The sequence below is a fragment of the Devosia sp. genome, assembly GCF_048261455.1.
Taxonomy (GTDB): domain Bacteria; phylum Pseudomonadota; class Alphaproteobacteria; order Rhizobiales; family Devosiaceae; genus Devosia_A.
On the sequence record NZ_JBLXGA010000009.1, the window covers coordinates 122,250 to 147,741 of the forward strand.

26 protein-coding genes and 1 pseudogene are annotated in these 25,492 nt (G+C 63.7%); 8 read left to right on the top strand and 19 right to left on the bottom strand.

All coding sequences use genetic code 11. From position 1 onward, the window contains the following. Positions 1–31 precede the first annotated feature (31 nt). The 3 genes from ACN0TK_RS11535 to ACN0TK_RS11545 all read right to left on the bottom strand — a co-directional run bounded on the left by ACN0TK_RS11535 (position 32) and on the right by ACN0TK_RS11545 (position 3,196). A complete protein-coding gene (locus tag ACN0TK_RS11535; RefSeq protein ID WP_417309640.1) occupies positions 32–1,246 on the bottom strand; it encodes a lytic murein transglycosylase in 1,215 nt (404 codons plus the stop codon). Between the two features lie 100 nt (positions 1,247–1,346). After that, positions 1,347–2,237 carry a carbohydrate ABC transporter permease gene (locus ACN0TK_RS11540; protein ID WP_417309641.1) on the bottom strand — a complete coding sequence of 297 codons (891 nt, stop codon included), beginning with the start codon at positions 2,235–2,237 and terminating at the stop codon, positions 1,347–1,349. Beyond that, the gene (locus tag ACN0TK_RS11545) at positions 2,234–3,196 is read right to left on the bottom strand and encodes an acetylxylan esterase (RefSeq protein WP_417309642.1); all 963 of its coding nucleotides are present in this window, start codon (positions 3,194–3,196) and stop codon (positions 2,234–2,236) included. The genes ACN0TK_RS11540 and ACN0TK_RS11545 overlap by 4 nt, the downstream gene beginning before the upstream one ends. 170 nt (positions 3,197–3,366) lie before the next feature. On the opposite strand from ACN0TK_RS11545, the gene ACN0TK_RS11550 reads away from it, so the two are divergent. The 3 genes from ACN0TK_RS11550 (at position 3,367) to ACN0TK_RS11560 (ending at position 5,339) form a co-directional block, all read left to right on the top strand. Next, the gene (locus ACN0TK_RS11550) at positions 3,367–3,546 is read left to right on the top strand and encodes a hypothetical protein (RefSeq protein ID WP_417309643.1); all 180 of its coding nucleotides are present in this window, start codon (positions 3,367–3,369) and stop codon (positions 3,544–3,546) included. Between the two features lie 81 nt (positions 3,547–3,627). After that, positions 3,628–4,752, top strand: coding sequence for an NADH:flavin oxidoreductase/NADH oxidase (locus tag ACN0TK_RS11555; RefSeq protein ID WP_417309644.1), 1,125 nt, complete (start codon positions 3,628–3,630; stop codon positions 4,750–4,752). 140 nt (positions 4,753–4,892) lie between these two features. After that, positions 4,893–5,339, top strand: a complete 447-nt coding sequence (locus ACN0TK_RS11560) for a hypothetical protein (protein ID WP_417309645.1) — start codon at positions 4,893–4,895, stop codon at positions 5,337–5,339. A 6-nt stretch (positions 5,340–5,345) separates the two neighbouring features. Here the strand turns inward: ACN0TK_RS11560 and ACN0TK_RS11565 are convergent, their stop codons facing one another. The 8 genes from ACN0TK_RS11565 to ACN0TK_RS11600 form a co-directional block, all read right to left on the bottom strand. Then, a complete protein-coding gene (locus ACN0TK_RS11565) occupies positions 5,346–7,049 on the bottom strand; it encodes a DUF4166 domain-containing protein (RefSeq protein ID WP_417309646.1) in 1,704 nt (567 codons plus the stop codon). An 81-nt stretch (positions 7,050–7,130) separates the two neighbouring features. Next, the gene (locus tag ACN0TK_RS11570; RefSeq protein ID WP_417309647.1) at positions 7,131–9,038 is read right to left on the bottom strand and encodes a potassium transporter Kup; all 1,908 of its coding nucleotides are present in this window, start codon (positions 9,036–9,038) and stop codon (positions 7,131–7,133) included. A gap of 198 nt (positions 9,039–9,236) precedes the next feature. Continuing rightward, positions 9,237–9,839: an NADPH-dependent FMN reductase gene (locus ACN0TK_RS11575; protein ID WP_417309648.1), complete on the bottom strand. Its 603-nt coding sequence runs from the start codon at positions 9,837–9,839 to the stop codon at positions 9,237–9,239. 257 nt (positions 9,840–10,096) lie between these two features. Continuing rightward, positions 10,097–10,429 carry a hypothetical protein gene (locus ACN0TK_RS11580; protein ID WP_417309649.1) on the bottom strand — a complete coding sequence of 111 codons (333 nt, stop codon included), beginning with the start codon at positions 10,427–10,429 and terminating at the stop codon, positions 10,097–10,099. A 115-nt stretch (positions 10,430–10,544) separates the two neighbouring features. Next, the gene (locus ACN0TK_RS11585; RefSeq protein WP_417309650.1) at positions 10,545–11,300 is read right to left on the bottom strand and encodes a pyridoxine 5'-phosphate synthase; all 756 of its coding nucleotides are present in this window, start codon (positions 11,298–11,300) and stop codon (positions 10,545–10,547) included. Between the two features lie 206 nt (positions 11,301–11,506). Beyond that, positions 11,507–12,061: an acetolactate synthase small subunit gene (gene ilvN / locus ACN0TK_RS11590; protein ID WP_417309651.1), complete on the bottom strand. Its 555-nt coding sequence runs from the start codon at positions 12,059–12,061 to the stop codon at positions 11,507–11,509. Between the two features lie 137 nt (positions 12,062–12,198). Beyond that, a complete protein-coding gene (locus tag ACN0TK_RS11595) occupies positions 12,199–13,968 on the bottom strand; it encodes an acetolactate synthase 3 large subunit (protein ID WP_417309652.1) in 1,770 nt (589 codons plus the stop codon). A gap of 368 nt (positions 13,969–14,336) precedes the next feature. Continuing rightward, positions 14,337–14,510 carry a hypothetical protein gene (locus ACN0TK_RS11600; protein ID WP_417309653.1) on the bottom strand — a complete coding sequence of 58 codons (174 nt, stop codon included), beginning with the start codon at positions 14,508–14,510 and terminating at the stop codon, positions 14,337–14,339. Between the two features lie 706 nt (positions 14,511–15,216). Here ACN0TK_RS11600 and ACN0TK_RS11605 point away from each other — a divergent pair. Continuing rightward, positions 15,217–15,960 (top strand): hypothetical protein, encoded by a 744-nt coding sequence (locus tag ACN0TK_RS11605; RefSeq protein ID WP_417309654.1) that lies wholly within the window; start codon positions 15,217–15,219, stop codon positions 15,958–15,960. A gap of 63 nt (positions 15,961–16,023) precedes the next feature. Here ACN0TK_RS11605 and ACN0TK_RS11610 read toward each other — a convergent pair whose 3' ends face one another. The 6 genes from ACN0TK_RS11610 to ACN0TK_RS11635 all read right to left on the bottom strand — a co-directional run bounded on the left by ACN0TK_RS11610 (position 16,024) and on the right by ACN0TK_RS11635 (position 20,318). After that, a complete protein-coding gene (locus ACN0TK_RS11610) occupies positions 16,024–17,277 on the bottom strand; it encodes an MFS transporter (RefSeq protein ID WP_417309655.1) in 1,254 nt (417 codons plus the stop codon). Positions 17,278–17,402: 125 nt separating this feature from the next. Beyond that, entirely contained in the window at positions 17,403–17,609 is a 207-nt protein-coding gene (locus ACN0TK_RS11615; protein ID WP_417309656.1) for a cold-shock protein, read from the bottom strand. A gap of 201 nt (positions 17,610–17,810) precedes the next feature. After that, positions 17,811–18,029, bottom strand: coding sequence for a hypothetical protein (locus ACN0TK_RS11620; protein ID WP_417309657.1), 219 nt, complete (start codon positions 18,027–18,029; stop codon positions 17,811–17,813). Positions 18,030–18,235: 206 nt separating this feature from the next. Next, positions 18,236–19,030 (bottom strand): RNA methyltransferase, encoded by a 795-nt coding sequence (locus ACN0TK_RS11625; protein WP_417309658.1) that lies wholly within the window; start codon positions 19,028–19,030, stop codon positions 18,236–18,238. A gap of 78 nt (positions 19,031–19,108) precedes the next feature. Continuing rightward, entirely contained in the window at positions 19,109–19,639 is a 531-nt protein-coding gene (locus ACN0TK_RS11630) for a GNAT family N-acetyltransferase (RefSeq protein ID WP_417309659.1), read from the bottom strand. Positions 19,640–19,715: 76 nt separating this feature from the next. Further along, positions 19,716–20,318, bottom strand: coding sequence for a GNAT family N-acetyltransferase (locus ACN0TK_RS11635; protein WP_417309660.1), 603 nt, complete (start codon positions 20,316–20,318; stop codon positions 19,716–19,718). 54 nt (positions 20,319–20,372) lie between these two features. On the opposite strand from ACN0TK_RS11635, the gene ACN0TK_RS11640 reads away from it, so the two are divergent. Together ACN0TK_RS11640 and ACN0TK_RS11645 are read left to right on the top strand one after the other, a co-directional pair. Then, positions 20,373–20,813, top strand: a complete 441-nt coding sequence (locus ACN0TK_RS11640) for a GFA family protein (protein WP_417309661.1) — start codon at positions 20,373–20,375, stop codon at positions 20,811–20,813. Next, entirely contained in the window at positions 20,813–21,190 is a 378-nt protein-coding gene (locus ACN0TK_RS11645; protein WP_417309662.1) for a TfoX/Sxy family protein, read from the top strand. Before ACN0TK_RS11640 ends, ACN0TK_RS11645 begins: the two co-directional genes overlap by 1 nt. Here ACN0TK_RS11645 and fabF read toward each other — a convergent pair. After that, the gene (gene fabF / locus ACN0TK_RS11650; RefSeq protein ID WP_417309663.1) at positions 21,187–22,470 is read right to left on the bottom strand and encodes a beta-ketoacyl-ACP synthase II; all 1,284 of its coding nucleotides are present in this window, start codon (positions 22,468–22,470) and stop codon (positions 21,187–21,189) included. The genes ACN0TK_RS11645 and fabF overlap by 4 nt on opposite strands. Before the next feature lie 61 nt (positions 22,471–22,531). Then, positions 22,532–22,945, bottom strand: a complete 414-nt coding sequence (locus ACN0TK_RS11655; protein ID WP_417309664.1) for a MarR family winged helix-turn-helix transcriptional regulator — start codon at positions 22,943–22,945, stop codon at positions 22,532–22,534. Positions 22,946–23,124: 179 nt separating this feature from the next. On the opposite strand from ACN0TK_RS11655, the gene ACN0TK_RS11660 reads away from it, so the two are divergent. Together ACN0TK_RS11660 and ACN0TK_RS11665 are read left to right on the top strand one after the other, a co-directional pair. Next, on the top strand, positions 23,125–24,339 hold the full coding sequence (locus tag ACN0TK_RS11660; protein WP_417309665.1) for an NADP-dependent isocitrate dehydrogenase: 1,215 nt from the start codon (positions 23,125–23,127) through the stop codon (positions 24,337–24,339). 193 nt (positions 24,340–24,532) lie between these two features. Continuing rightward, a pseudogene (locus tag ACN0TK_RS11665) lies at positions 24,533–25,492 on the top strand (hypothetical protein); the annotation flags it as partial.

Below are 25,492 nucleotides of genomic sequence, written 5' to 3' on the forward strand. Positions count from 1 at the left end.
AAGACGGGGGCGGCGCCGCAACAGCCGCCCCCTAGCCCAGCGCGTTCAGAAGCCTTCCGGAGACGTGGCCGTCGGGAAGGAGGCCGGCGCGGGATTGGAATTGCATCACGGCGGCGCGAGTACGCGAGCCGATGATGCCATCGACCCCGCCGGTGTCATAGCCCCTCTGGTTCAGCAGGGCCTGAACGCGCTTGCGGTCGGCACGGCCCAGAGCGGTATCGTTGGGCCAGTCGGCGACGAAGCCGCCACTGCCGAGCACGCGATCGGCCAGGTGACCGACGGCAAGCGCGTAGCTGTTTGAATTGTTGTACCTTTTGATGACGTCGAAGTTCTTCAGTAACGCAAAGACGGGCCCGTGGCCGCCCATCGGCATGTAGAGCCGTGCATTGTCGCCCGGGCGCGGGAAGGCACGGCCATTGGCGCGCCTGACGCCGATCGAGGACCAGTCGGCCAGAGTCGCAGTCTTTTCCGCCCAGACGTTCTGGTAGTTGAAGCCCGAGGGCAGCTTGACCTCGTAGCCCCAGGTCTCGCCGGCGCGCCAGCCGTGACCCTCGAGGTAGTTGGCGGCCGACGCCAGTGCATCGGGCACCGAGCCCCAGATGTCCTTGTGGCCATCGCCGCGGAAATCGACGGCATAGCGCAGAAAGCTCGAGGGCATGAACTGCGGGTGGCCCATGGCGCCGGCCCAGGAGCCGACCATGTTGCTGGGCCTCACGTGCCCGGCCTGCAGGATGTCGAGCGCGTTCAGCAGTTCCTTGCCGAAGAACGACGAGCGGTAACCGGCATGGGTCAGCGTTGCCAGCGCATGCACGGTGTTGGTGCCGCCCATATAGCCGCCGAAATTGGTCTCGATGCCCCAGATGGCGAGCAGGATTTCGGGCTGCACGCCATAGCGGCTTTCGACCGCCGCCAGGGTCTGGGCCCATTCACCGCGCATGCCGCGACCTTCGGAGGTGCGGGCGGCGTTGACGCGCTTGTTGACGTAGTCGGCCGTGGTCGACACGAATTCCGGCTGCTTGCCGGTCAGCTTGATGACGCTTTGTAGCGGCGAGAAACCGCCCATGGCGGCATCGAAGATGCCGCGGGAGACGCCGCGCGCGGCGGCCTGGCGCCAGGTCTGGTCGACAAAGGCGCTGACGCTGGCGGCGTAGGCGGGTGCGGTGGCGGCAGAGGCCACGAGGGCCGTCGTGCCAATAAGGAAATTGCGGCGCGAGAACGCCGGAGCGGGGCTTTTTACGCGTGACATGATCAGCCTCGACAAAGGTTACGTCGTTGGCTCGATTGTGCCCTTTGAAATTAAGATGGTCTTAAGTTGGCCCGTTTGGCTGATCGCAATTGCGTGAGCGCTAGCGGATCGCCCCCTGCGTCAGCCCCTGCACGAAGTAGCGGCCACCGAGCAGAAACACCAGCATCGGCGGCAGTGCGGCGATCAGCACGGCAGCGCTGGAGCCGCCGGTGCGCACCGACATCAGCGCCGCGGTGATCGGCTGCTGGTCGCCCGAGGTGAACACCATGCCGAACAGATATTCGTTCCAGATCGAGGTGAACTGCCAGATCACGGTCACGGCCAGAATGGGCGGCGACAGCGGCACGACGATCCTGATGAAGATGCGCCAGAACCCGGCGCCATCGATGCGCGCCGCGGCGAGAATGGGATCGGGAATCTGCACGTAGAAATTGCGGCAGAACAGCGTGGTGAAGGAAATCCCCTGCACGGTGTGAATGAGGATCAGCCCGACGACCGAATTGGCGAGACCGAGCTTGCCCATGATAAAGGCCCAGGGCAGCAGCGTGATCTGCGGGGGCAGGAAAACGCCGAGCAGCATCATCCCGAAGATCAGCTGAGATCCCGGAAAGCGCCATTTCGACAGCACGTAGCCGTTCACCGCGCCGAATGCCGTGGCGATCAGGGTCGCCGGAACGGTGAGCACCAGCGAGTTGACGAAATTGGGTCGGATGCCCTCGCAGACGCCGCTGACGCATGCCTGGGTCCATACGCGCCAGAACGGTTCGAGGGTAAAGCTTCGCGGCAGGGCAATCAGCCCGTCGCGCGCCACGTCGACGGGGGTGCGGAACGTGCTGAAGACGACGATCAGCGCCGGGCCCAGATAGATGGCGGCGAAGAGGCAGAGCGCCCCATAGACTGCCATGCGGGAGAGCAGCCAGCGCCGGCGGGCAGAGCGCTCGCCGGCCTCAGCTTCGAGGCGAATGGCCGGCGAGACGTCCGCGAGGCTCAAGCGAAGGCCTGCGCCAGCCACTCGAGCTGCCGTCGGTCCTGAAACACGCCACCACCTTCGTGGTTGTTGAACGTATAGGTGGCGATGTCCTTTTCACCCGCCCAGGCGTTGTAGGCCCCATAGACGGTCGAGGGCGGGCAGATGTCGTCCATCAGCGCCACCGAGAACAGCGTCTTTGCCTTGCTGCGGGCCGCAAAGTGCACGCCGTCGAAATAGTTCAGTGTGCGATAGGCGGTCTCGGGATTGCCGCGGTGCACGGCCAGATAGCGCACGATCTCGCCATAGGGGTCGCGGGTGGTGAGGCCGACGGCCCGCGGGAAATCGCACAGGAACGGCACGTCTGGCATCGCCGCCTTGACGCGCGGCTCGAGCCCGGCCACGGCGATCGAAATGCCGCCGCCCTGCGAGCCACCGACAACGGCAAGAGTGTCGGCCTTGGTCTCGGGGCGCGACAGCGCCGCTTCCACCGCGCGGACACCATCGGTGAAGACACGGCGGTAGTAATAATCGTGCGGATCATCGATACCGCGGGTCATGAAGCCCGGGTGCGCCGGGCCGGAGCCGGCGGGGTCGGCGGTGGCGCCCTGCGACCAGGAACTACCCTGCCCGCGCGTATCCATCACCAGCACGGCGCGGCCGGTCGCGGGCCACAGCAGGTGCTCGTGCACAAAGCCACGGCCACCACCATAGCCGATAAACTTGACGACGGTGCCCAGCGGTTCGCGGCCTGCTGGCTTGATGTACCAGGCCTTGACCGGCTGGCCGGCGAAACCGGCGAAGGTCACGTCGAAGACATCGAAGATGGGAAAGCCTGCGTCGATGGGTTCGAAGACAGCATCGAGCGGATGGCTGCGGGCCTCGTCGAGTGTTGCCTGCCAGAAACTGTCGAAATCGGAAGGCGCAACGGCGCGCGAGCGGTAATTGGGCAACTCATGTTGCGGCAAGTCGTAAAACGGCATCAGAAATGTCCTGCAGGCATATAAGGCGGGCGCATAGCAAACCTGCCTCGGCGAGTAATGGCAAGTCGACTTACGACCAGACCCAAGCTTTCTCGTTTTATTGGCGTCTCAATTTCACTGCCCTTACCGGCCTGCAGCCGGACTGAGCATTGGAGATGGGAGCAGAGCGCATGAGATTGGCGACCTGGGGCTGGCTGCTCGTCGCATTGGTCTTCGCCGTGATCGCCACATTCGGCGAGGCCTGGGTGACCGACCGCCGCCCGCCCAGCACCCTGATGCTCAACACGATTGACGTGGACACGGCGTTTGCGAGGACCAGTGACCTGCGCCAGCGCCCGAATGTGGATTGATTTTCTTATATCGGCACTTGCCGATATAAGGCCCCGGATGCGACAAAGTGGATCTGACTTCCAGCCCAGGTTCGCATGACAATGTCCCAGCTATTTTCGCCCCTTACCCTCCGCGACGTGACGTTTCGCAACCGCACCGTCGTTGCCCCGATGTGCCAGTACTCGGCCAAGAACGGGCTCGCGAATGACTTCCACCTGGTCCATCTGGGGCGCTTTGCCATGGGCGGCTTCGGCCTCGTCATCCTCGAGGCGACGGGTGTGGTGCCGGAGGGCCGCATCTCCTATGGCGACCTCGGGCTCTGGGACGACGCGCACATCGCGCCGCTAAAGCGGATCGTCGATTTCCTGCACCAGGAAGGTAGCGCGGCCGGCATCCAGCTCGGTCATGCCGGGCGCAAGGCAGCGACGCCGCTGGCTTGGCGCAATGGCTTCGACGAGACCGAAGAGGAAAAGGCCGCGGTCGCGTTCGAGACCTGGGTGCCGGTGGCCCCGAGTGCCGAACGCCACAGCGACAACCCGGACTTCCAGATGCCGACGGCGCTGGACGCCGATGGCATCCAGCGGGTGATCCAGGGGTTTGTCGACGCAACAAAGCGCTCCGACGCCGCCGGGTTCGACGTCGTCGAGATCCACGCGGCGCATGGTTATCTGCTTAGCCAGTTCCTGTCCCCGCTCGCCAACCACCGGACCGATGCCTATGGCGGCAGCCGCGAGAACCGCATGCGGCTGTTGCTCGAGGTGACCGAGGCCGTCCGCGCCGTCTGGCCGGAGGGCAAGCCGCTGTTCGTGCGCATCTCAGCCGTCGATGGCAGCCCGGGCGGCTGGACCATCGAGGATTCCAAGGTGCTGACCCACGAACTCAAGGCGCGCGGTGTCGACCTGATCGACTGCTCATCGGGCGGCTTCAGCGGCTATGGGCTCAAGGCTGCGCCGCACTACCAGGTCGATCTGGCCGATGCTGTGCGCGCCGCCGGCCTGCCCACCATCGCGGTCGGCCTGATCGACGATCCCGAGGGGGCCGAGGCGATCCTCGCACAGGGTCAGGCAGACCTCATCGCGCTGGCCCGTGGAGCGCTGGAAGATCCGAACTGGCCGCTGCATGCCCGCCACCAGTTGGAAGGCGGCGGCGACGCCTATCAGCTGTGGCCGAAGCAGGCGCGCGACCGGATTCGCGACATGGATCGGGTACTGGGCCGTCGGCAATAGGCCAGCGCAAAGGTCGTGGCGCGGCACTCCGACAGGTCCGCGCCAGACCGCCAACTGACTGACTTTCGACAAGATTTGCGCGCTCACCTTGTGGCGGAGAGAGCGACACACCACGTCGTAGAGGAACCCGGAGACCCCGCATGACCAGCAAAGCTGCCCTGTTTGCCCTGTTGACCGTGTGGGGTGTCGGCTCCGGCAGCCTGTGCCTGCCGGCCATGGCGGAAGACGCTGTCGCCGAGGAAGCGACCCTCGAAGACACGCCCGACGACAACCAGAAGCCGACGATTTCCGGGCTGACCGACCGGGTGTGGACCAAATCGGAAGACGATGGCGTGCTGCCTGGCGACATGAAGATCTTCCTGTCCGACGGCACGCTGGTGCAGGATTCGTGCTGGGAAACGCATCGGCTGAGCAATTGGCAGGCGGTCTCCGACACTGACCTGCGCTGGAACGAAGACGGGATGGACGTCACCGCGACCATCGTATCGCTGGAGAATGGCGAGCTGGTGCTGGCGATCAATGGCGACGAGGCGACCTATGTCACCGCGAGCGTCCCCTATGTCTGCCCGGACTTTCCCAAGAGCTGAGCCTGCTCAGATCTTCAGGTAGCCGCGATAGGCGACGAGCCTGCCGATCAACGGCAGGCCGATATCGACATCGAAGCGGTGATTGCCATCGGCATCCACCCGCTCCTCGGCCTTGATGACGGGCTTAAGCGGCCCGAACAGCGGCACCCAGCCGAAGCGGGCCGAGACCAGATGCATGTCGAGCCCATCGCCGCGTGGCGTGAGGCGCATGGTGGCCCGCATGGGACCGAAGCGTTCCTCGATCAGCGTGTCCGGCGCGTGACCTGACGGCGGATCGCCTGATCCTTTCCTGGCTTTTCGGCTGCCCGGCTGGCGCATGACCGAGCGCATCGCCTGGGTGCCGAAGAAGCGGGTCCAGTGCTCCTCGCCCGCGCGCGATTCGATCACGACGCGCAGCGGCTGCTCACCGGGCTCTGTCGGCAGGCCGAAGGCGCGGGAAAGACGGCGCGCCAAGGCGCCGCGCGCCGGGATCACCAGCGCCTCGCCATCGCCGATGACAGCCGGCCGCCCGCGGTGCAGGCGGCGCGTGACCTCGGGCAGGTGCTCGAAATCCGCGCCGATGACACGAGCGAACAGGGGCTTTTCGCCGCGATAGCTCAGATGGTTGGTTTCGACCTGCAACGGGTCGAGCCATGGCTTGATCTGCTCGAGAGAAACCAGCCCCGCCGCCGAGCGCGCCCCGGGCAACGGCCCGTGGCCGGCGACGAGCCCGGCGACCAGCGCCGCGGCAACAACGACCGGAACGTAAGGCCCGTCGCCGCTCTTCGCGACCAGCGACCAGCGCATCACCCGGCTGTCGCCGCGCGCATCGCGGCCGGCGACTTCGATCTGCATGCCGCCTTCATCGGTCCCGAAGCGATCGAGCGCCTGGGCCACCATGGTGCCCGGCGCCGTGAACAGGCTGGCGTCCGATACGAGGCCAAGGCGAGTCACCCAGCTCGCGACCTGGAGCATGCGGTTGAGAATCCCCAGTTCCATGCCGGCGGCGAACTCGGCTCGCACTCGTGGGCTGTAGCGGCGCGGCAGCAGATCCAGATCGGGCAGCTCGGCGAGAAAAGCCTGGCGTCGCTTCAGCCCCTCGAGCCGGATGTGGCGCCCGCCACTCCAGCCTGCAGCCTCCTGCCAGCGGGCCTCGCGGAACACCCGCACCGGCTGACCGACCCAGGAGAGAATGGAGGCGATCACGGCGCGCCCCTTGGGCGTGCGATTGCCCGGGACAATGGCGACGTCGATGCTGTCGATATCGCGCCACTTGCCGGCGTAGTGATCGATGACAGCGTGCGTGAGGCCCGGTGTGGTGCTGGCGCCGGAAATCACGGCGATGCCGACGGCCCGGGCGGCGCTGTCGAAATTGCCGATTGCGGCAACAAAGCTGCGCGCATCGGCGAGATCGAGATAGTGGCAGCGCGCACCAATGGCTGCGGTGATCAGCTTGGTGCCGCTCGTCTGGAACGGGCCGGAACAATCGACCACGACCTGGCAGGCGATCTCGCGCAACCGCTCGACGCCGATGGTTTCGCGATCAAGGGTGACGAAGCCATATTCCCCCTGCCCGTCGATCGCCGCCAGTTCGCGCTGCAATGGCACGATGTGGGACTCCGTCCGACCCGCCAGGGTGATGCGGAAGGCATGGCGCCGCGCCAGCATCCGGGCAAGGCGCGCACCGAACACCCCGCCTGCCCCGACGATCAGGACATGCGGGCGGCTCATTGGGCACCGGCCAGGCGGTGCTTGTCGGACGGCGGCGCGACAATCGGTATGGTCAGACCAGGTCTCCCCTCGGCGGGCAGACTAAATCATTACCTGTGTACCAATTTCAACAACGCGGCCGGTCGGGATGTGAAAGTATTCGGTCGCATCGGTCGAGTTGCGCGACAACGCGATGAAAATACGATCGATGAAGATCGGCAAACCGCCCTTCGGCGAGGGTTTCAGCGAGCGCCGGCTCAAGAAGAAGGAGGTCGACATGATGTCGAACTTCCAGCCGAGTTTTCGCGCCAGCGCCAGGGCCTTCGGGATATTCGGTGTCTCGATGTAGCCGAAGGTCACGACCACCCGGTAGAACAGGTCGTTGTAGGCATCGATCCGGATCTTTTCCTCATCGGCAACGCGCGGACGGTCCGAGGTCTGCACGGTGAGGATGACATTGTGCTCGTGCAGCACCTTGTAGTGCTTGAGGCTATGCAGCAGCGCCGTCGGTGCGCCCTCGATATCGGAGGTAAGAAACACCGCCGTGCCGGGCACCGTGGTGGGCTTTTTCTTCGACAGGTTATCGACGAGGAACTCGAGCGGCACCTCGTCGCGACGGGTTTTTTCCGCCAGTTGCCGGCGCCCCATGATCCAGATGGTCATCAGCGAAGCGATGATGATGGCGACGATGGCCGGGACCCAGCCGCCTTGGCCGAACTTGGCGATATTGGCGGCGAAGAATCCGATGTCGATAATCGTCAGCGGCACGATGACGGCCAGCGCGACGGCAAGCTGCCACTTCCACAGCCGCCACATGACGATGAACAGCAGTACTGCGGTCACCAGCATCTCACCGGTCACGGCGATGCCATAGGCCGCCGACAGGGCACTGGAGCTCTGGAAGCCGATCACCAGCAGCACAACGGCGATCAGCAGGAAGCCGTTGACCTGCGGCATGAAGATCTGGCCAGCGACTTCCTCCGAGGTGTGACGCACGTCGAGGCGCGGCAGTAGGTTCAAGTGCATGGCCTGACGGACCAGCGAATAGGCGCCGGTGATAACCGCCTGGCTGGCGATGACGGTGGCGACGGTCGCCAGGCCGACCATCGGCAGGCGTGCCCAGTCGGGCTGCATTTCGAAGAACGGGCTGTCGACGCCGCCGGCGGGGTGCGAGAGCACAAAGGCGCCCTGCCCGAAATAGTTCAGCAGCAGCGCGGGAAAGACCAGAATGATCCAGGCAACGACGATGGGCCGGCGGCCGAAATGGCCGAGGTCGACATAGAGCGCCTCCGCGCCGGTCACGGCCAGGAAGACGGCGCCGAGCACTACGACGGCGAGGTGCGGGTGCAGATAGAGGAACTGCACGCCATAAAACGGGTTCAGCGCCACCAGCACCTCTGGTGCATCGGCGATGTGAATGATGCCTGTGACGCCGAGAATGATGAACCAGGCCGCCATCACCGGCCCGAAGACCGTCGACACGCGCTGGGTGCCGAAGCGCTGTACCATGAACAGGATGACGAGAATGACCACGGTCATCGGCACCACATAGGGCGCCAGCCGCGGCTCGACGGTTTCGAGACCCTCGACGGCCGACAGCACGGAAATGGCCGGAGTGATTATGGCGTCGCCGAGAAACAAGGATCCGCCAACGATGCCGAGACCGATGATCCAGGCCGGTCGCTTGATGAAGGCGTTGGTCGCCAGCGTCATCAGCGACAGCGTGCCGCCCTCGCCCTTGTTGTCGGCGCGCAGCACGAAGGTAACGTATTTGATGGTGACGACAATCGTCAGCGCCCACACGATGAGCGACAGCAGCCCGACGACCTGACCTGTGCCCGGAACAGCGCCGGAGGCATGCAGTGCCTCACGGAACGCATACAGCGGGCTGGTGCCGATATCGCCGTAAACGACGCCGAGCGCCCCCAGGATCATGAGAGGAAGCTTGCTCCTGACGTGGCCGGCGTGGTCGGTCTCGTCAGGTACGGCGGACGAAGTAGTCTGCGTCATATGCCTTTGGCTCACCCAGTTGAAGGGTGGGCGGGTGTTACACCCGGTCACCCCCGCACTCAACGCCCAAATTGGTCTTTTCGGCACTTTGGCGCCGTCGAAGTAACGCATCAGTGGCACAAAAAGGACGGGGCGGCGCGAATAAATCGCACCGCCCCGCTCGGGATCGGAAAGAGATGAAGGACCCCGAGAACGGGATCAGGCGGCCTGGTCGGCGGCCTCGTCTGCTGCGCGGGCATTGCGGGTGGCATTGGTCCACCACACGAGGTTTTCCAGCATTTCGGGCACAAAGGCGTCGAAATTCGGCGCGGTTTCTTCCCAGGTCTTCTGGCCCATCATGATCGGCACGAAGTCCGAACCGCCGATGTGGACGGCATGACGGACCGGCACGGCCTGCAGTTCGACCATGATGTTGCGCAGATGCTCAATGGCACGCGCGCCGCCGACCGAACCGTAACCGACGAAGGCAACAGCCTTCTTGACGAAGGGGGTGTAGGCCCAGTCGATGGCGTTCTTCAGGGCGCCGGTGATCGAGCGATTGTACTCGGCGGTGACGATGATGTAGCCGTCAAACTCGTTCAGCTTTTCCTGAAACTTGGCGGCCGTCTCGTTGGGCGTCGGCATCCAGGCGTCGGACGCCGGGGCGTCGAACAGCGGCAGCGGGTAATCGGCAAGGTCGACGATTTCGACATCGAGATCGCCACGGGCTGCGGCGTGGTCAGCGATCCACTTGGCCGGCTTGTCGCCGAAACGGGTGGGACGGGTCGAGCTGATGATGACACCGATTTTGGCTTTGGACATTTTTTGCGCTCCAGTAACAAAATGTAACTGAGGGCAGATATGTGTCCGTCCGCCATTCGCACAAGCGGGCACGGCGCTGAGCGGGACGCACAGCGATACGCCTCGCTAACATGCATGTAACTGGGGCAGGCCCCTGTTAGAAACCGCGCGCAACGGCGTTTGCGGCCATGGTGGCGGCGTCGACGCCATTGTTGCAATGCCAATGGTCGCGTCGACGCGCCGCAGTGTTCACAAAAGACGAACGATGATTGGAGCGATCAGCGCAGTCCGAAGGCGTAGGTCCAAGCCAGCGCCTTCAAACCTGTCTCATTGAGTTCGGGATGGCTGGGGCGCAACTGCTCGAGCGCGCGTTCGGTAACGCTCTTGCGGCTACGGCCTTCCGGCATGGCACAGGGCTGCTGGAGTTCCGAGAGCAGCGCGATGATGCGCTGACGCAGGGCGTGCCCTTCGGATTCGCCGAAGCGGGCAACGAGTTGGGCCGTGCGGGCCCTGGGAAATTTGGACTTACCGTAATCTGTATAAATAAGCAGCGCGTCGTTGATCGGATCGCTGACGGCCAGTTCGTGAATAATAGCTGCTGAATAATTCATTATTGTGCTCCCGAATGCGTGGCGAACATTCACCGCCGCGCGTTTGGAGCGGGTGAAAGCGACTCGGGAAAGTTTATCGGTATTGTCGCTTGGCTTGAATATCCCTGTTTACGCATTAGCCACAGGCAGCGCGGTAGCGCCGCACAGATTCGGCCATTCCGTAGATCAGTGAGTCGGCCGTAAGTGCATGGCCGATCGACACTTCTGCCAGATCCGGGATGGCTTCACGAAGCAGTGGAAGACTGACCAGATTCAGGTCATGACCGGCGTTCACGCCTAGTCCTGGCACCCCTGGATGGCTGTTTCGACCCGCGAGGCGCGCCGAATCGGCTGTGGATTTCAGCGCCGCGAGTTCACTGGTGATTATTTCGGGGTCGCTCGCCGCGCCAAAGGGGCCGGTATAGAGCTCGATTCGGTCCGCCCCCAGCATGGCCGCTTCCGCGGGTGCGCTCGGGTCGGCATCAACGAACAAAGACACGCGAATGCCGAGCTCACGCATGCGCCCGATCGCCGGCTCGAGAATGGCGCGGCTCTCTGCGATCGGCCAACCGTGGTCCGACGTCGACTGCGACGGATCATCGGGCACGAAGGTCACCTGGTCGGGCCGGGTCCTGGCGACAAGGTCGAGAAAGTCCCCGGAGGGGTAGCCCTCGATGTTGAACTCGCGACCGGGGAAGTCCTGCAGCAATTCGGCCAGCTCAGCTACGTCGGTGCGGCGAATATGGCGCTCGTCCGGTCGCGGGTGGACGGTGAGACCGTGAGCGCCAGCTTCGAGAGCAATGCGGCCCATGCCGGTAACGGACGGCCAGGGCACGTCGCGGCGGTTGCGCAGCATGGCGATGGCATTGAGGTTGACGGAGAGATGAGTCATGGCGGCCCCGGAGTCTTCGCGGGTTGAATAGCCCATAGGACCGCGGCGAGCCAATCGATCCTTGTGATGAGGTCCATCAGCGCCGCCGCCACCGGCTCGGGCGGCGAGGGTCAGCCACCGCCGACGCTCGCCAAGGATGGCAGCTGCACCCGCGTCGCTGCAAGCCGGCGCAGATCGGCGCCATAGCCGCCTGCCCTCAGTGCAGGCTACATGCCTTCGGGACCGCGCGAGATCGCTGCAAGGCCGGTGCGCACAACCTCGACAAGTCCGAGCGGCATCATCAAGGCGATGAAGCTGTCGATCTTGTCGGATTTGCCCGTCACCTCGAACACGAAACTGTCGGTCGTGGCATCCACCACCTGAGCGCGGAAAGCATCGGCAAGGCGCAGCGTCTCGGCGCGCTTGTCGCCCTCGCCCGCCACCTTGACCAGCGCCAACTCGCGCTCGAGCGACTTGCCCTCGGCAGTCAGGTCATGGACCCGATGCACCGGCACCAGCCGATCCAGCTGCAGCTTGATCTGGGTCAGCACCTTGGGGGTCGCGACGGTGACGACGGTGATGCGGCTAAGGTTTTTCTCGTGCTCGGTCTCACTGACTGTGAGGCTGTCGATATTGTAGCCGCGGGCCGAGAACAGGCCGACCACCCGGGCCAGAATGCCCGGCTCGTTGTCGACGAGCACCGATAGCGTGTGGCGCTCGGGCGCCTCGGTTTCCGGCGCGGTGAAATAGGGCGAACCCGTGGGGAGTAGATGTGCGTTCATTGCTCTTGTTCCTCTGGGCGACTGGCGCCCGAACCTCGTCCATCGACACGCTCAGGATGAGATTTTTCCGATTGCTCGGTGTCCTCCGAAGGCCGTCTTGGTGCGCTCGCTGCACGATGACGGCTGGCAGCCGGTCGTCAGACCAACTGCCGCCCCTTGGCGTCGATGATCTCGCCGATGTCCTCGACGAAATCGGGCAGGATCATCTCGTTGTGCGCCTTGCCCGACGGGATCATCGGCAGGCAGTTCTCGTGGCGTTCGACCAAGACGTCGCACAGCACCGGACCGTCGAAGGCCAGCATTTCGGCGATCGCATCGTCGAGCTTGGCCGGATCGTCGACAGCGATTCCCTTGCCGCCCAGCGCTTCGGCCAGCTTGACGAAATCGGGCAGAGACTCCGAATAGCTGTGCGCATAGCGACTGCCATGCAGCAGGTCCTGCCACTGGCGGACCATGCCCATGCGCTCATTGTTGAGGATGAAGACCTTAATCGGCAGCCGGTACTGAACGGCCGTCGAGAACTCCTGCATGGTCATCTGCACGCTGGCTTCACCCGCAACATCGATCACCAGCGCGTCGCGATGCGCCACCTGGACGCCAACGGCTGCCGGCAGGCCATAGCCCATGGTCCCAAGGCCACCCGAGGTCATCCAGCGGTTCGGCTTGTCGAAGTGGAAGTGCTGGGCCGCCCACATCTGGTGCTGGCCGACCTCGGTGGTGATGTAGACATCCCGATCCTTCGTCGCTTCATAGAGGCGCTGAATGGCGTGCTGCGGCTTGATCGTCGTTTCGGAATTGGTGAAGGACAAAGACTTCTTGGCCCGCCAGCCCTCGATCTGCTTCCACCACGGCGCGATCGCCTCGGTGCGCGGCTCGTTGGTCTTGGACCGCCACAGACGCACCATTTCATCGAGCACCAGACCGCAATCGCCGATGATCGGCAGGTCGATCATGACGTTCTTGTTGATCGAGGACGGATCGATATCGACGTGAACCTTGGTGGAATTGGGCGAAAAGGAATCGATGCGGCCGGTGATCCGGTCGTCGAAACGTGCGCCGATATTGATCATCAGGTCGCAGTCATGCATCGCCATATTGGCTTCGTAGGTGCCATGCATGCCCAGCATGCCCATCCACTGCTTGTTGGAGCCCGGGAACGAGCCCAGCCCCATCAGGGTGGAGGTGACCGGAAAGCCGGTGAGTTCGGCCAGCTCACGCAGCCGTTCGCTCGCTTCGGGCCCTGAATTGATGACACCACCGCCGGTGTAAAAGATCGGACGTTCGGCGCGCAGCATCATGTCGACCGCCGCCTCGATGGCGCGGGAGTCTCCGCTGGTGGCCGGATGATAGCTCTGGTGCCGCGTCGCCCCAACCTCGGTCGGGCCGAGATAGGTGCCCAAGGCGAACTGGATGTCCTTGGGAATGTCGACCAGAACCGGACCGGGCCGCCCCGAATTGGCAATATGGAAGGCCTCGTGCAGGATGCGCGGCAGGTCCTTGATCGATTTCACCAGATAGTTGTGCTTGGTGCACGAACGGGTGATGCCGACCGTGTCGCATTCCTGGAAGGCATCCGAGCCGATCAGCGTCGTTGCGACCTGGGCCGACAGGACGACGATCGGCACGGAATCCATCAGCGCATCGGTGAGCGGGGTGACGACATTGGTCGCGCCCGGACCCGAGGTGACGAGGACCACACCCACCTTGCCGGTCGAGCGGGCATAGCCTTCGGCCATATGGCCGGCGCCCTGCTCGTGCCGCACGAGGATGTGCTCGACCTTGTCCTGCTGGAAAAGGGCATCATAGATCGGCAGTGCCGCGCCGCCGGGGTAGCCGAAGATATGTTCAACCCCGTTGTCGCTCAGTGCCTGGATCACCATTTCGGCGCCCGTCATCTGCTCGGCCATTTGTCGTCGTCCTTGTTCCTCGCGGCTTCCGCCGCCGTCTTTATCGGTCTCGACTGTTCGTCGCGACCTCCCATTTGAATTCTGCGGGGCCATCGGCCCCGTTCCTCCTCCGGGCGGTGTTGTGGACCGCCCTGCCCTTCTGCCGGCTCATTCCGGCAATCGGGCAATAAAAAAGGCCCCTTTCGGGACCTGTTCGCGCGCCAGAGTTCGCTCGGGGAATTACCCCAAGGTCCTGACGCGCCTACCTACCAGAAGAATGTGCTGCACGGGTGCTGCTCCAAATTAGGATTGCACAGGTACTGAGGATGGGCCTGGCTGTCAAGTCATGCAGACATTTGAAGCCCGATACTGGCCCGAGCAACGCTGGACTAGTCCGGTATCACGATTGCCGCTTCACCGTCGGACTTCACCACAACCCCGACGATCCCTTCCAGTGTCAGTTCCTTTTCCTCGACGACTCGCGCGAGAACCGCGTTGCCGGCAAAGGCCGCACGGCCGGACCAGTCGAGGCCGATACCCGACTTGCAGGCCGGTATGGTCATCGTCTTCACCTCTTCTATGGTGGAGATCTCGCTTGGTGTGGCGGGCCGCCAACCTTGAAGGTTGGTGAGGCACGGTGCGACATCGCCAGCACCGGCGACGAGTTGTCCGGCATGCGCTGAGGACCGCTTCCCTATAGGGGGCCGCTTGCTTGCCTCAGGGAGCCTGTTCGCCGCAGGGGTCCTGTCTGCAGCGGGGGTCCTGTCTGCAGCGGGGCCCCTGTTCGCAGCAGGGGTCGCCAAGGAGGTGCCACGCTGATGTCCCCCGTGATGAGACGCGCGATCAGAAGCATGGGACGCCCTGGACATATGGTCAGCCTGCGCGGCTGAAGATGCTGCGATGGTCGCCAGCGTCCCTGCGATGATGGCTAGACGTCTCATACTTGCTCCGCGTGTTGCCCGTCGGTTTATAGCAACAGTTGTGCAGCGCTTAGGTTGCAGCACGGCTTTGTGCGATGCCTGAGGGTCAGCCCAGTTATGGCGATGGCCGCTCGCAATCCGCTCCCGGCGAACCGCCGGATAGAGCTTCGAAAGTCTCCAATTCGAATAAAATGTGACATTTCTGTGATTTTCTACGTTCCTACGCGTACTTGGCGCAGTTTAGCGGGCTAAACCGCGCCGCTGCAGAAACTACCGGCCAGATTTCGCGGAACCTTGGGCCGCGACCTTACATTGGATCTGCATCAATGCGGCAAATGAGGACTGACTCATGAAAACGATTTCTATTATAGCTATCGCGACTGCCATTGCTCTGGCGGCACCTTCCGCCAGCGCGCAACTTCTCAGCGTCGATGTCGGCGGCGGCTCCTCGGGTGGCTCGAGCAGCGGCGGCGGGTCCAGCAGCAGCGGCATCAGCGTCGATGCAGATGCGCTTGGCGACAAGACTCTGGACGTGGATGCAAATGTGCTCGGCCTCGAGGCCAATGCCGACGCAGATGCACTGAACCCCAGCAACAGCAATGGCAACGTGCTGGATACGAATATCAACCTTGGCTCCGGAAACACCAGCATCGCTGACGTTCGCGCTGCCATCGATCTCAATGGCGACGGCGTGCTGACCCAGAGCGAGCTGGAGGAAGGCGAGTCGGCACTCGACGTCGATCTCGACATCGGCCTGCTCGACACCAATGGCGACGGTGTCGTCGACGAAAACGAATTCAACAACGGCTTCGGCAGGAGCGGCGGCAGTGGCGTCGCGGCAGCCGATTGCGCCGTGCCGGATCAGATGAAGGCCGGCGCCGACATGGGCATTCTGGTCAACGCCCGTAACTTCGTGGTTGTCGAAGTGCCGAATTGTGTTTCCGCTGGCGGTAGCGAAGTGGCTGACATCCAGACGGTCCTGGCGGCCAATACGAGCGCCCTTCGCGCCCTGCGTGCAGAGCGTGCCGACCTCGGTGACGTGGTTGGTGCAGCGACCAGCACCAGTGCGGTAACGCTGTTCGTGGCGATGTAACGGTCACCCCCACGATACGCAGGTTTTGAGGCCGCCGCCCTTAGGGGTGGCGGCTTTGTCACATCAGGGGTTCTGTACCATCGCGCGGTCGAGGCTGCGCTGCCGCCGAAGGCCTGGGAACATGACGCTCCAGGCTCCCGCGACGCCCATGGTTGCAGCGCCACCCAGCGCCACGGCCGCCTGGGTGCCGATGAAGAAGGCCATGAGGCCAGCGCGGAACTCACCCAGCTCGTTGGAGGCGCCGATGAACACCGAGTTCACGGCGTTGACGCGGCCACGGACATGGTCGGGCGTCCACAGCTGCATGATGGTTTCACGGATCGATACCGAAACCATGTCGCAGGCGCCGACGAGCGCCAGGAGCGGGACGGAAAACCAGATCGAGGTCGAGAGGCCGAAAAGGCAGGTGAACAGGCCAAACAGGGCCACGAAGATGAACAGGGTGACGCCGGCGCGGTCGCGGATCGGCAGGCGAGAGAGCAGCAGCGCCGTAAAGATCGCCCCGAACCCCGGCGCCGCCCGCAGCAGCCCCAGCCCCCAAGGCCCTGTTTCAAGAATATCGCGGGCAAATACCGGCATCAGCGCGACGGCACCGCCCATCAGCACGGCGAAGAGATCGAGCGAGATGGCGCCGAGAACCACCTTTTCGTGGAAGATGTAGCGAAAGCCCGCCAACAGGGTTTCGAGGCTGGCCTGCTGTTCGGATGTCCGCTGTGAGGGCCCAGATACCATGCTGATGGAGACCAGTGCAGCGCAGACCAGAACGGCGGCGGCGCCATAGGCGACATAGGGGTGAACGCCGTAGAGCAATCCGCCAACCATGGGGCCGACGATGCCCGCCAATTGCCAGGCGGTGGCGTTCATCGACACGGCATTGGCAAGAGCTACTGGCGGCACGAGGTTGGGCGCCAGGGAGGCACCGGCCGGCGACAGGAAGGCGCGCGCCGTACCGAGCACCACGAGGATGATGAAGATGGGCCAGACTTCGTGCTGTCCGGAGATCGTGGCAAAGAACAGAAGCGCCGTGGCGCAACCAAGCTCGACCACGAGGCACAACTGCATGATGCGGCGGCGACGGAAGCGATCGGCCGCCAGCCCGGTGACGAGCACGAGCAGCAACGCAGGCATGAACTGCGCCAGCCCGACCAACCCAAGAAACAGCGGATTGCGCGTCAGGTCATAGACCTGCCAGCCCACCGATACCGACATGATCTGTGCCGCGAAGCTCGAACAGGCGGTGGTGAACCAGAAGAAGCGGAAATTGCGGTAGCTGAAAGCCAGGCGGGTGCGATCAGCCGTAGGGGCGGGCTGGGTCATTGACGTCGCTGATGACATGCGGCTTTGTCGGCGTCAAAACCAATATTCGAATGCCGAATACAGAAAGGGCCCCTTGCGGGGCCCTTGCCGTCAAATCCTGCCTGAGTACACAGGCAAAACCTGTTTTAGAGCAGCGAGACGTTGGTCGCGGAGACCTTGCCGTCACGGCCCTGCTCCAGGTCGTAAGAGACCTTCTGGCCTTCGGCGAGACCGGAGATGCCGGCACGCTCAAGAGCGGTCACATGGACGAAAGCGTCCTTGGAGCCGTCCTCAGGCTGAATGAAGCCGAAGCCCTTGGTGCTGTTGAAGAATTTTACGGTGCCTTCGATCATGATGGCTCCCTTTCAATTGCTGCGCTCGGGATCTATTCCGCAAGCACGCGTTACGCGACGGCAACATGCCGGTCGCGGATAAAACGTCCACAATATCAAGAGGTAGCCAGTTTAAGCCGGGTATCGGCCTCAGCAGACAGCGCAGGATGCAGCGAAACGTATGGACTGTTTACGCTAATACTTTGCGAGATACAAGCGAAGTTATTCGACAGGGGTCAAATCAGCTTCGACGACCACGCGCTCATAGGATTCCGCCTCGGAACGCACGCGATAGAGCAGCGGTCCGGTTTCGTGCGGCAGGACCGCGGTCACCTGACAGGCCGAACCGGCGCGCGAGATGTCACGGCCACCGGCCGTCATGTGCAGCGTCTCGCCGACGTGATAGCGATGCACGGGTACGGCGCGGGTGGCGACGGCCACGCGACGAGGTTTGGCTGATGACACGGAGATCGCGTTACCTGGAATAGGTGCGGGCGCGGAGTGACGCGTTCTCGTCGTCCCCTTGCGTGCCGGCACAGCGATGCTCTTGATGCGATCCACACTGTGTCCTTTTGGAAATTGGGCTGGGTGGCCGGAATAGGCCGTCATTCAGCCTAGCACATAAGGCACGCTACGGCAAAGCAGGCTCACGACTCACCGGACTCGCGGTCGGCCCGTGGCCGTTCGTGCACGCGATCGATCGAGGAAATGACGCCACGCAGCGTCCGGATCTCCTGATCCGACAGGCCAGCGCGGGTGAAGATGCCACGCAGATTGTTGACGACATAGGGGCGCCGCTCGGGTGATTTGAAGAAGCCGGTGCGATCGAGCGTTTCCTCGAGATGGTCAAACAGGCCGAGCAGCTCTTCGCGCCGGGCGACGGGCTCGAGGCCTCCCGAGAACGGCAGTTCGTTGCCGAGATCGGACTGGCGCCGCCATTCATAGGCCATGATCAGAACGGCCTGGGCAATGTTCAGCGAGGCGAAAGCCGCCTCGACAGGCAGGGTCACGATCGCGTCGGCGAGCGCGACCTCCTCGTTCATCAACCCCCAGCGTTCGCGCCCGAACAGGATGCCGGCCCCTGCCCCGGTCTCGATGTGCGCGATGACGCGCCGCGATGCTTCCTCCGGTCCGTGGACAGGCTTCTGCAAATCACGGCGTCTGGCGGTCGTGGCGAGAACCAGCGAGAGATCGGCAACTGCCGCCTCGACCGTATCGAACACGCGGACGCGCTCGATGACATGGTCTGCCCGGGAGGCTGCGGCAACGGCACGCTCATTGGGCCAGCCATCACGCGGCTTGACCAGACGCAGATCCCACAGACCGAAATTGGCCATGGCGCGCGCCGTGGTGCCGATGTTCTCGCCCAGCTGGGGTTCGCACAGAATGACCGCCGGGCTCGGGCGGAAGGTCAGGTCCTGCGTCTTGTCGGTTCCGGCCATGGGATCCCTGTCTCGGTTTGAGGCGAGATAGGGCGGATCGGCGGGCAAGATCAATCCCTGAGGTGGCCGATCGTAAAATCAGGCGACGAGCTGGCTACCGGTATAAAAGCGCGCCCATTCGTCCCGGCTGATCTCGTAGGTGCGCTTACCATCGGGTGTAACCGACCCGATGCGATAGCTCAGGCCCAGCCGCTGCAGGGGTTTTTCGCGGGCGCCGTTTCTATTGTCGCAATCTGCTGACAGGCGCTCGAATGGCAGTTGTGTGAACGCCATGTCCATGAGGGCCTGGATGGCTTCGACGCAATAGCCACGATGCGCATGCGCCGCGTCAAACACGAAGCTGAGTTGTCCCAGCCCGGATTCCGCTTGGGACCAGGTCAGCCGAACGACACCGACGACTTCGCGAGACGCCAGAGTTTCGACCACAAGCGACAGGGTATCGCCAGGGCTGCGAAGGCCCTTTTCCCGGATCAAGTCGTCGACGGGCGGGAGGGCAGAGAAGTGGTCGTCCGGCAAAGTTCCGGCCGCATCGAGCAGCACGCTGTCGCCGGTTGCAACAGGCCGCAGGAGCAATCGATTGGTCGACAGGCTGATGGTTTGCGAAGACACTGAAAACGGCCCTCCAGATCAAATATGGTTATAGCTACGATCTGTGAACGCGCGAATTTCCCTGTGGTTCCAGTGGTCAGCCAGAATTGTGGCGCTGACGCGCCGACCATTCCTGTTCCAGCACCGCGTAGACGAGCTCTTCCTCCCATGCGCCCTTTACGAAGATGTTTTCGCGCAGGTGGGCTTCGCGGCGCATGCCAAGCCGGTCCATCACACGATAGGACCCGATGTTACCAGAGGCACAGCAAGCATAAACGCGATGCAGCCCATAGCGCGCAAAAGCGAGATCGATCAGCGCGCGGCCGGCCTCGGTGGCATAACCGTGCCCGTGGTGATCGGGGTGCAGGATGTAGCCGAGTTCGGCCTGACGGCTGGGCGCGTTACGCAGGATCAGCGAAACCTCGCCGATAAGCTGGCCGTCGCTTTGCCGGTCGATGGCGAGCACGATCCGGTCCCCCTCCTCCACCAGATCGATCTGGCAAGTGCGTTGAACCACGACCTCGGTACAGGTCTCGTAGCTCATCGGACCGTCGAAGAGATAGCGCGCCACCGTATCGAGCCGGCGATAGGCGAAGACGGCATCGACGTCGCCCCGGGTGAAGGGCCTCAGAAACAGCCGATCGGTGACGAGCGGATACTCGGGCGGCTGCGCCAGGTGCGGGCCGTGTTGCGACGTCATCGGGACAAGACCTTCCGCCTTGCGGCCTGAGATGATCTCGGAGCAGTGTTGCATATGGACGGTAAAAGCAAAACGATTGTCCGCTCGGAGAGCAGCTGCGTGTGCGGCGGTGTCGAGGTGCGGGTGAATGGGCCGGTGCGCAGCATGATCCTGTGCGCATGTCTCGATTGCCAGAGGGCCACCGGCACCGGCCATTCCACGGTCGCGCTGTTCAAGCGCGACGACGTGACGGTGAGCGGCGACACCCGGGCCTTTACGCGGCCGGCCGCCTCGGGCGCGACGTTCACACAGCGCTTCTGTCCGGTGTGCGGCACGGCCATCTGTGGCGCATCGAGCCGTGCCGAGGCCCTGGTGATGCTGCCAGTCGGGCTGTTCGGGCATGACAGCGACTGGTTCGTGCCCAATCAGCTGATCTTTGCGCGTAGCCACCACGACTGGGATCTGATCGAAGCTGCGCTGCCGCACCATGACACCTATCGGGGAGAAACACTCTGATGTCCGAGCAATCCGAAGCGCTGGCCGATCGCATCCGCATTCTGCTGGGGCCGCGCCCGGGCCTGACCGAGACGCGGATGATGGGCGGGGTCTGCTTCATGCTGCATGGCAACATGCTGGTGGGGCCTATGAAGGATGGCGCGTTGCTCGCCCGGGTCGGCAAGGCGGGTTACGCGGAGGCCGTCGCCCTGCCCGGCGCCGGACCGATGACGTTTACCGGGCGCCCGATGTCGGGATTTGTCGAGGTGCGCGATGAGGGCATCGAAACAGATGAAGCCCTGATGGCCTGGATCGCGCGCGCCGAAGCTTTCGTGTTGTCGCTGCCGCCCAAGGCCGCAAAGCCACCCAAGGCGGCAGCGAAAGGCCAGCGCGGCTAGAGCGCCGACACCACCAGCGAGGCGTTGACGCCGCCAAAGCCGAATGAGTTGGAGAGGACGTGCTGCACCTGCTGCTTCTGCGGCGTTTTCGGCACGAGATTGAACTGCGTGCCGACGTCCGGATCCTCGAGATTGAGCGTTGCGGGCAAGATGCCGTCGCGCAGCGCCAAAATTGAGAACACCGCCTCGATGGCACCGGCGGCGCCCATCAGATGGCCGGTCGCCGACTTGGTCGAGGAAATGGCGAGGTCCTTGCCCCGATCAGCGAAGACGGCCGCAATGCCGGCGAGTTCCGCCGCGTCGCCGACGCCGGTCGAGGTCGAGTGGGCGTTGATATAGCCGATGTCGGCCGGAGCGAGGCCTGCCATGCGCAGCGCGCTGCGCATGGCGGTCTGGGCGCCGGTGCCCTCCGGATCGCCCGAGGTCAGGTGATAGGCGTCGGCGGACGTCCCGTAACCAGACAGATACGCGAACGGCGTCGCGCCGCGGGCCTTGGCGTGGCTCAGGCGCTCGATGACGAGCACCGCCGCGCCTTCGGCGAGAACGAAGCCGTCACGCCGGCGATCGAAGGGGCGAGACGCCTGCTCCGGTGTCTCGTTGAAGGCGGTGGCGAGGGCGCGCGCCGCACCAAAGCCACCGACCGAGATCGGATCGACCGAGCCTTCGGCACCCCCCACCACGGCGACATCCGCCTCGCCGGTGAGAATGAGCCGCAAACCGTCGCCGATGGCCTGGGCCGATGCAGCACAGGCGGTGACCGGTGCGCCGATCGGGCCGCGCAGCTTGTGGCGGATCGAAATCCAGCCGGCTGCGAGATTGGGCAGAAAGGCCGGCACGGTGAAGGGCGACAGCCGGCGCGGGCCCTTTTCCATGATGGTCTGGACGGTTGTCGCCATGACCGGCGAGCCGCCGACGCCGGTACCAATGATGGTGGCAGTCGCCGCCTGCTCTTCCAGAGTTTCGGGATGCCAGCCGGCCTGGGCCAGGGCCTCTTCGGCGGCGACGATGCCATACTGGATGAAGAGGTCCATCTTCTTGATGTCCTTGAGATCGATCGCGACCAGCGGATCAAACCCCTCGGGGTCGTCGGACTTCGTTGGCACGAGCCCGGCGATCTGCGCGGCAAAGGCCGAGACGTCAAAGCGGGTATTGGGCACGATGCCGCTACGCCCTTCCAGCAGACGCCGCCACACGGTCTCGACGCCGGTCCCCAGAGGACTGACGGCGCCCATGCCGGTGACGACGACGGGGTCTTCGGAGAGAGATTTCGGGGCGGTCATGGGCGTCTCCTCAAGTGTAGATACACGGTTCAGGTGAAACTGGGCCGATTGTCGGTGCGGGTTAGAGGCTGGCGAGGCGTCTCAGCGTGGTCAGGGTTTGCTCGAAGCCTTCGCCGCCGAGTTCGGCGCGGATCTCCGCCTGCGCCCTGCGCCAGACGGGCAGCAGGTCGTCCTTGAGGCCCTCGCCCTTTTCGGTCAGCGCGCAGACCCTGCCATTGCCTTGTGCGGCCGGGCGCGATTCGATCAGCCCCAGTTTCTGTAGCCGGTCGAGATTACGGGTCAGCGTCGTCCGCTCAAAGCCGTGCCGCTCGGCCAGTTCACTCACCGACTGCGAACCCGCCGACACCAGCGTGCCGAGCAGCGAGAACTGGGTCGCGGTGATGCCGAAGGGGCGCGCATAGGCGTCATAGCGCCGGGTGATGGCCCGGGCGGCCATGCGCGTGTTCGACACCATGCAGCGGGTGAAATCATCCATGCGCGAAAGGTACTGTGTATATGCACGGAGTCAAGATGCGCCGCGCGGACTGAGGACCCTCGCGTCCGAGTGGAACGCACAACTCCCCCATAGCGAGCGGGTGCGGCGGCTTCCCAGGGGGCCAATTCATGCTATTAGGCCAGCCATCACAACTTTCAGTCGCTGCCGAGGAGCCAAGCATGCCCAAGATCGTAGTCCAGAACCCTGTTGTCGACCTCGATGGCGACGAGATGACCCGCATCATCTGGCAGGCGATCAAGGACAAACTGATCCTGCCCTATCTCGATCTGAAAATCGAATATTACGACCTGAGCGTGCAGAACCGCGACGCCACCGACGACCAGGTGACCGTGGATGCCGCCAATGCCATCAAGAAGCATGGCGTCGGCATCAAGTGCGCAACGATCACGCCCGACGAAGGCCGCGTCGACGAGTTCGGCCTCAAGAAGATGTGGCGCTCGCCCAACGGCACGATCCGCAACATCCTAGGTGGCGTGATCTTCCGTGAGCCGATCATCTGCCAGAACGTGCCGCGGCTGGTGCCGGGCTGGACGCAGCCGATCATCGTCGGCCGTCACGCCTTTGGTGACCAGTACCGCGCCACCGACTTCAAGTTCCCCGGCAAGGGCAAGCTGACGATGAAGTTCGTTGGCGAGGACGGCACGACCATCGAGCACGACGTTTACGACGCGCCGTCCGCCGGCGTCGCCATGGGCATGTACAACCTCGACGACTCGATCGCCGATTTCGCCCGCGCCTCGATGAACTACGCGCTGGGCCGTGGCGTGCCGTGCTACCTGAGCACCAAGAACACCATTCTTAAGGTCTATGACGGGCGCTTCAAGGACATCTTCCAGGAAATCTACGACGCCGAGTTCAAGGAGCAGTTCGAAGCCAAGAAGATCTGGTACGAGCATCGGCTGATCGACGACATGGTGGCCTCGGCCATGAAGTGGTCGGGCGGCTATGTGTGGGCGTGCAAGAACTACGACGGCGACGTGCAGTCCGACACCGTGGCGCAGGGCTTTGGTTCGCTGGGCCTGATGACCTCGGTGCTGATGACGCCCGATGGCAAGACCGTCGAGGCCGAAGCCGCGCATGGCACGGTGACCCGGCACTATCGCCAGCATCAGCAGGGCAAGGAAACCTCGACCAACTCGATCGCCTCGATCTTTGCGTGGACGCGTGGCCTCGCGCACCGCGCCAAGCTGGATGACAATGCCGAACTCGCCAAGTTCGCGACGACGCTCGAAGAGGTCTGCATCGCCACCGTCGAAGGTGGCCAGATGACCAAGGATCTCGCGCTGCTGGTCGGCCCGGACCAGAAGTGGCTGACGACGATCGGCTTCCTCGAAGCCGTCGACGCGAACCTGCAGGCGGCCATGGGCGCCTGACGGGTCACAGCAGATCCCGAATACAGCGGGCTCCGACAGATGTCGGGGCCCTTTTTTGTTTGCGCCGTTCCTCCCAGGATGAAGCCCATAGCTCCGAGAAAGGCGCAGCCGAAATCGCCGGCCGCGCCCCAAGGACTGTTTACCGGCACGCGTCTGATTTGTAATGTTCTCGAAATCTGGGGGAAATACCATCATGAAGCGGTTCGTTTCAGCTGTTGCCGGGCTGGCGCTTGGCCTTGTCAGTCTTCCTGTAAGTGCGGCGACCATTTCCATTATCTCCATGCGCTATTCCGAAGCGCATCCGGTGCCGCACCTGCATTATGAGGGCGATACGCTGGACGGAGATCTGGATACGCTTAGCGGCATGTTCGAAAGCTTCGTCAAATGCCGCACCGAGTGCAGCGGGCCCGAGGGCATGCCGACAGCGGTGCTGACGATGAATGGTCCCGGCGGCAGCTATTACGAGGGGCTGAAGCTCGCTGATTTCCTGCGCGCCAATCACATCGCGACCGTCGTCGAACGTGGGGCGTTCTGCTATTCGGCCTGCGCCTTTGCCTTCCTCGGTGGCTCAGCCTGGTCGAGCCAGGCGGGGATCGGCACCTATATCGACCGGATGGTGGAGCCGGGATCGAGTGTCGGTTTCCACGCCCCTTATGCCGACGAAAAGAGCTTTCTGGCGGCGCTCGAAGCCCGTGGCGCGATGCAGGCGCAGGGGCAGACGCGCGACAGTCTGGCACTGATGGTCAAGGAACTGGTGAAGTGGAATGTCGACCCCGAGGTGATGTTCTACATGGTCGGCATGGGGCCTGAAGATACCTATCAGTTGAAGACTGCCGACGACCTCTATCTGGCTCGGGTCGCCCTACCCCCGACGCCGACATCGGTCTGGATCAAGGACCTTCCCGCGGCGGTGAAGAATGTCTGCACGCGGCTCCTGGCGATCGACGAGCGGGCGGACCCGCTGGAAATGCAGACGCGATTTTTGAGCGAGTGGACGCCACAGATCGGGCAGACCGAACTGTTCGGTACGACCTCAGGCTACAAGCTGGGCGAGCGGGTGCTGGACATCGCCAATTGTGCGGCGACCGACCAGTCGCTCGAAACCGACGGCGACTATGAAGTGGCGCTTTACTACGCGGCCGGGCTCAAGGGC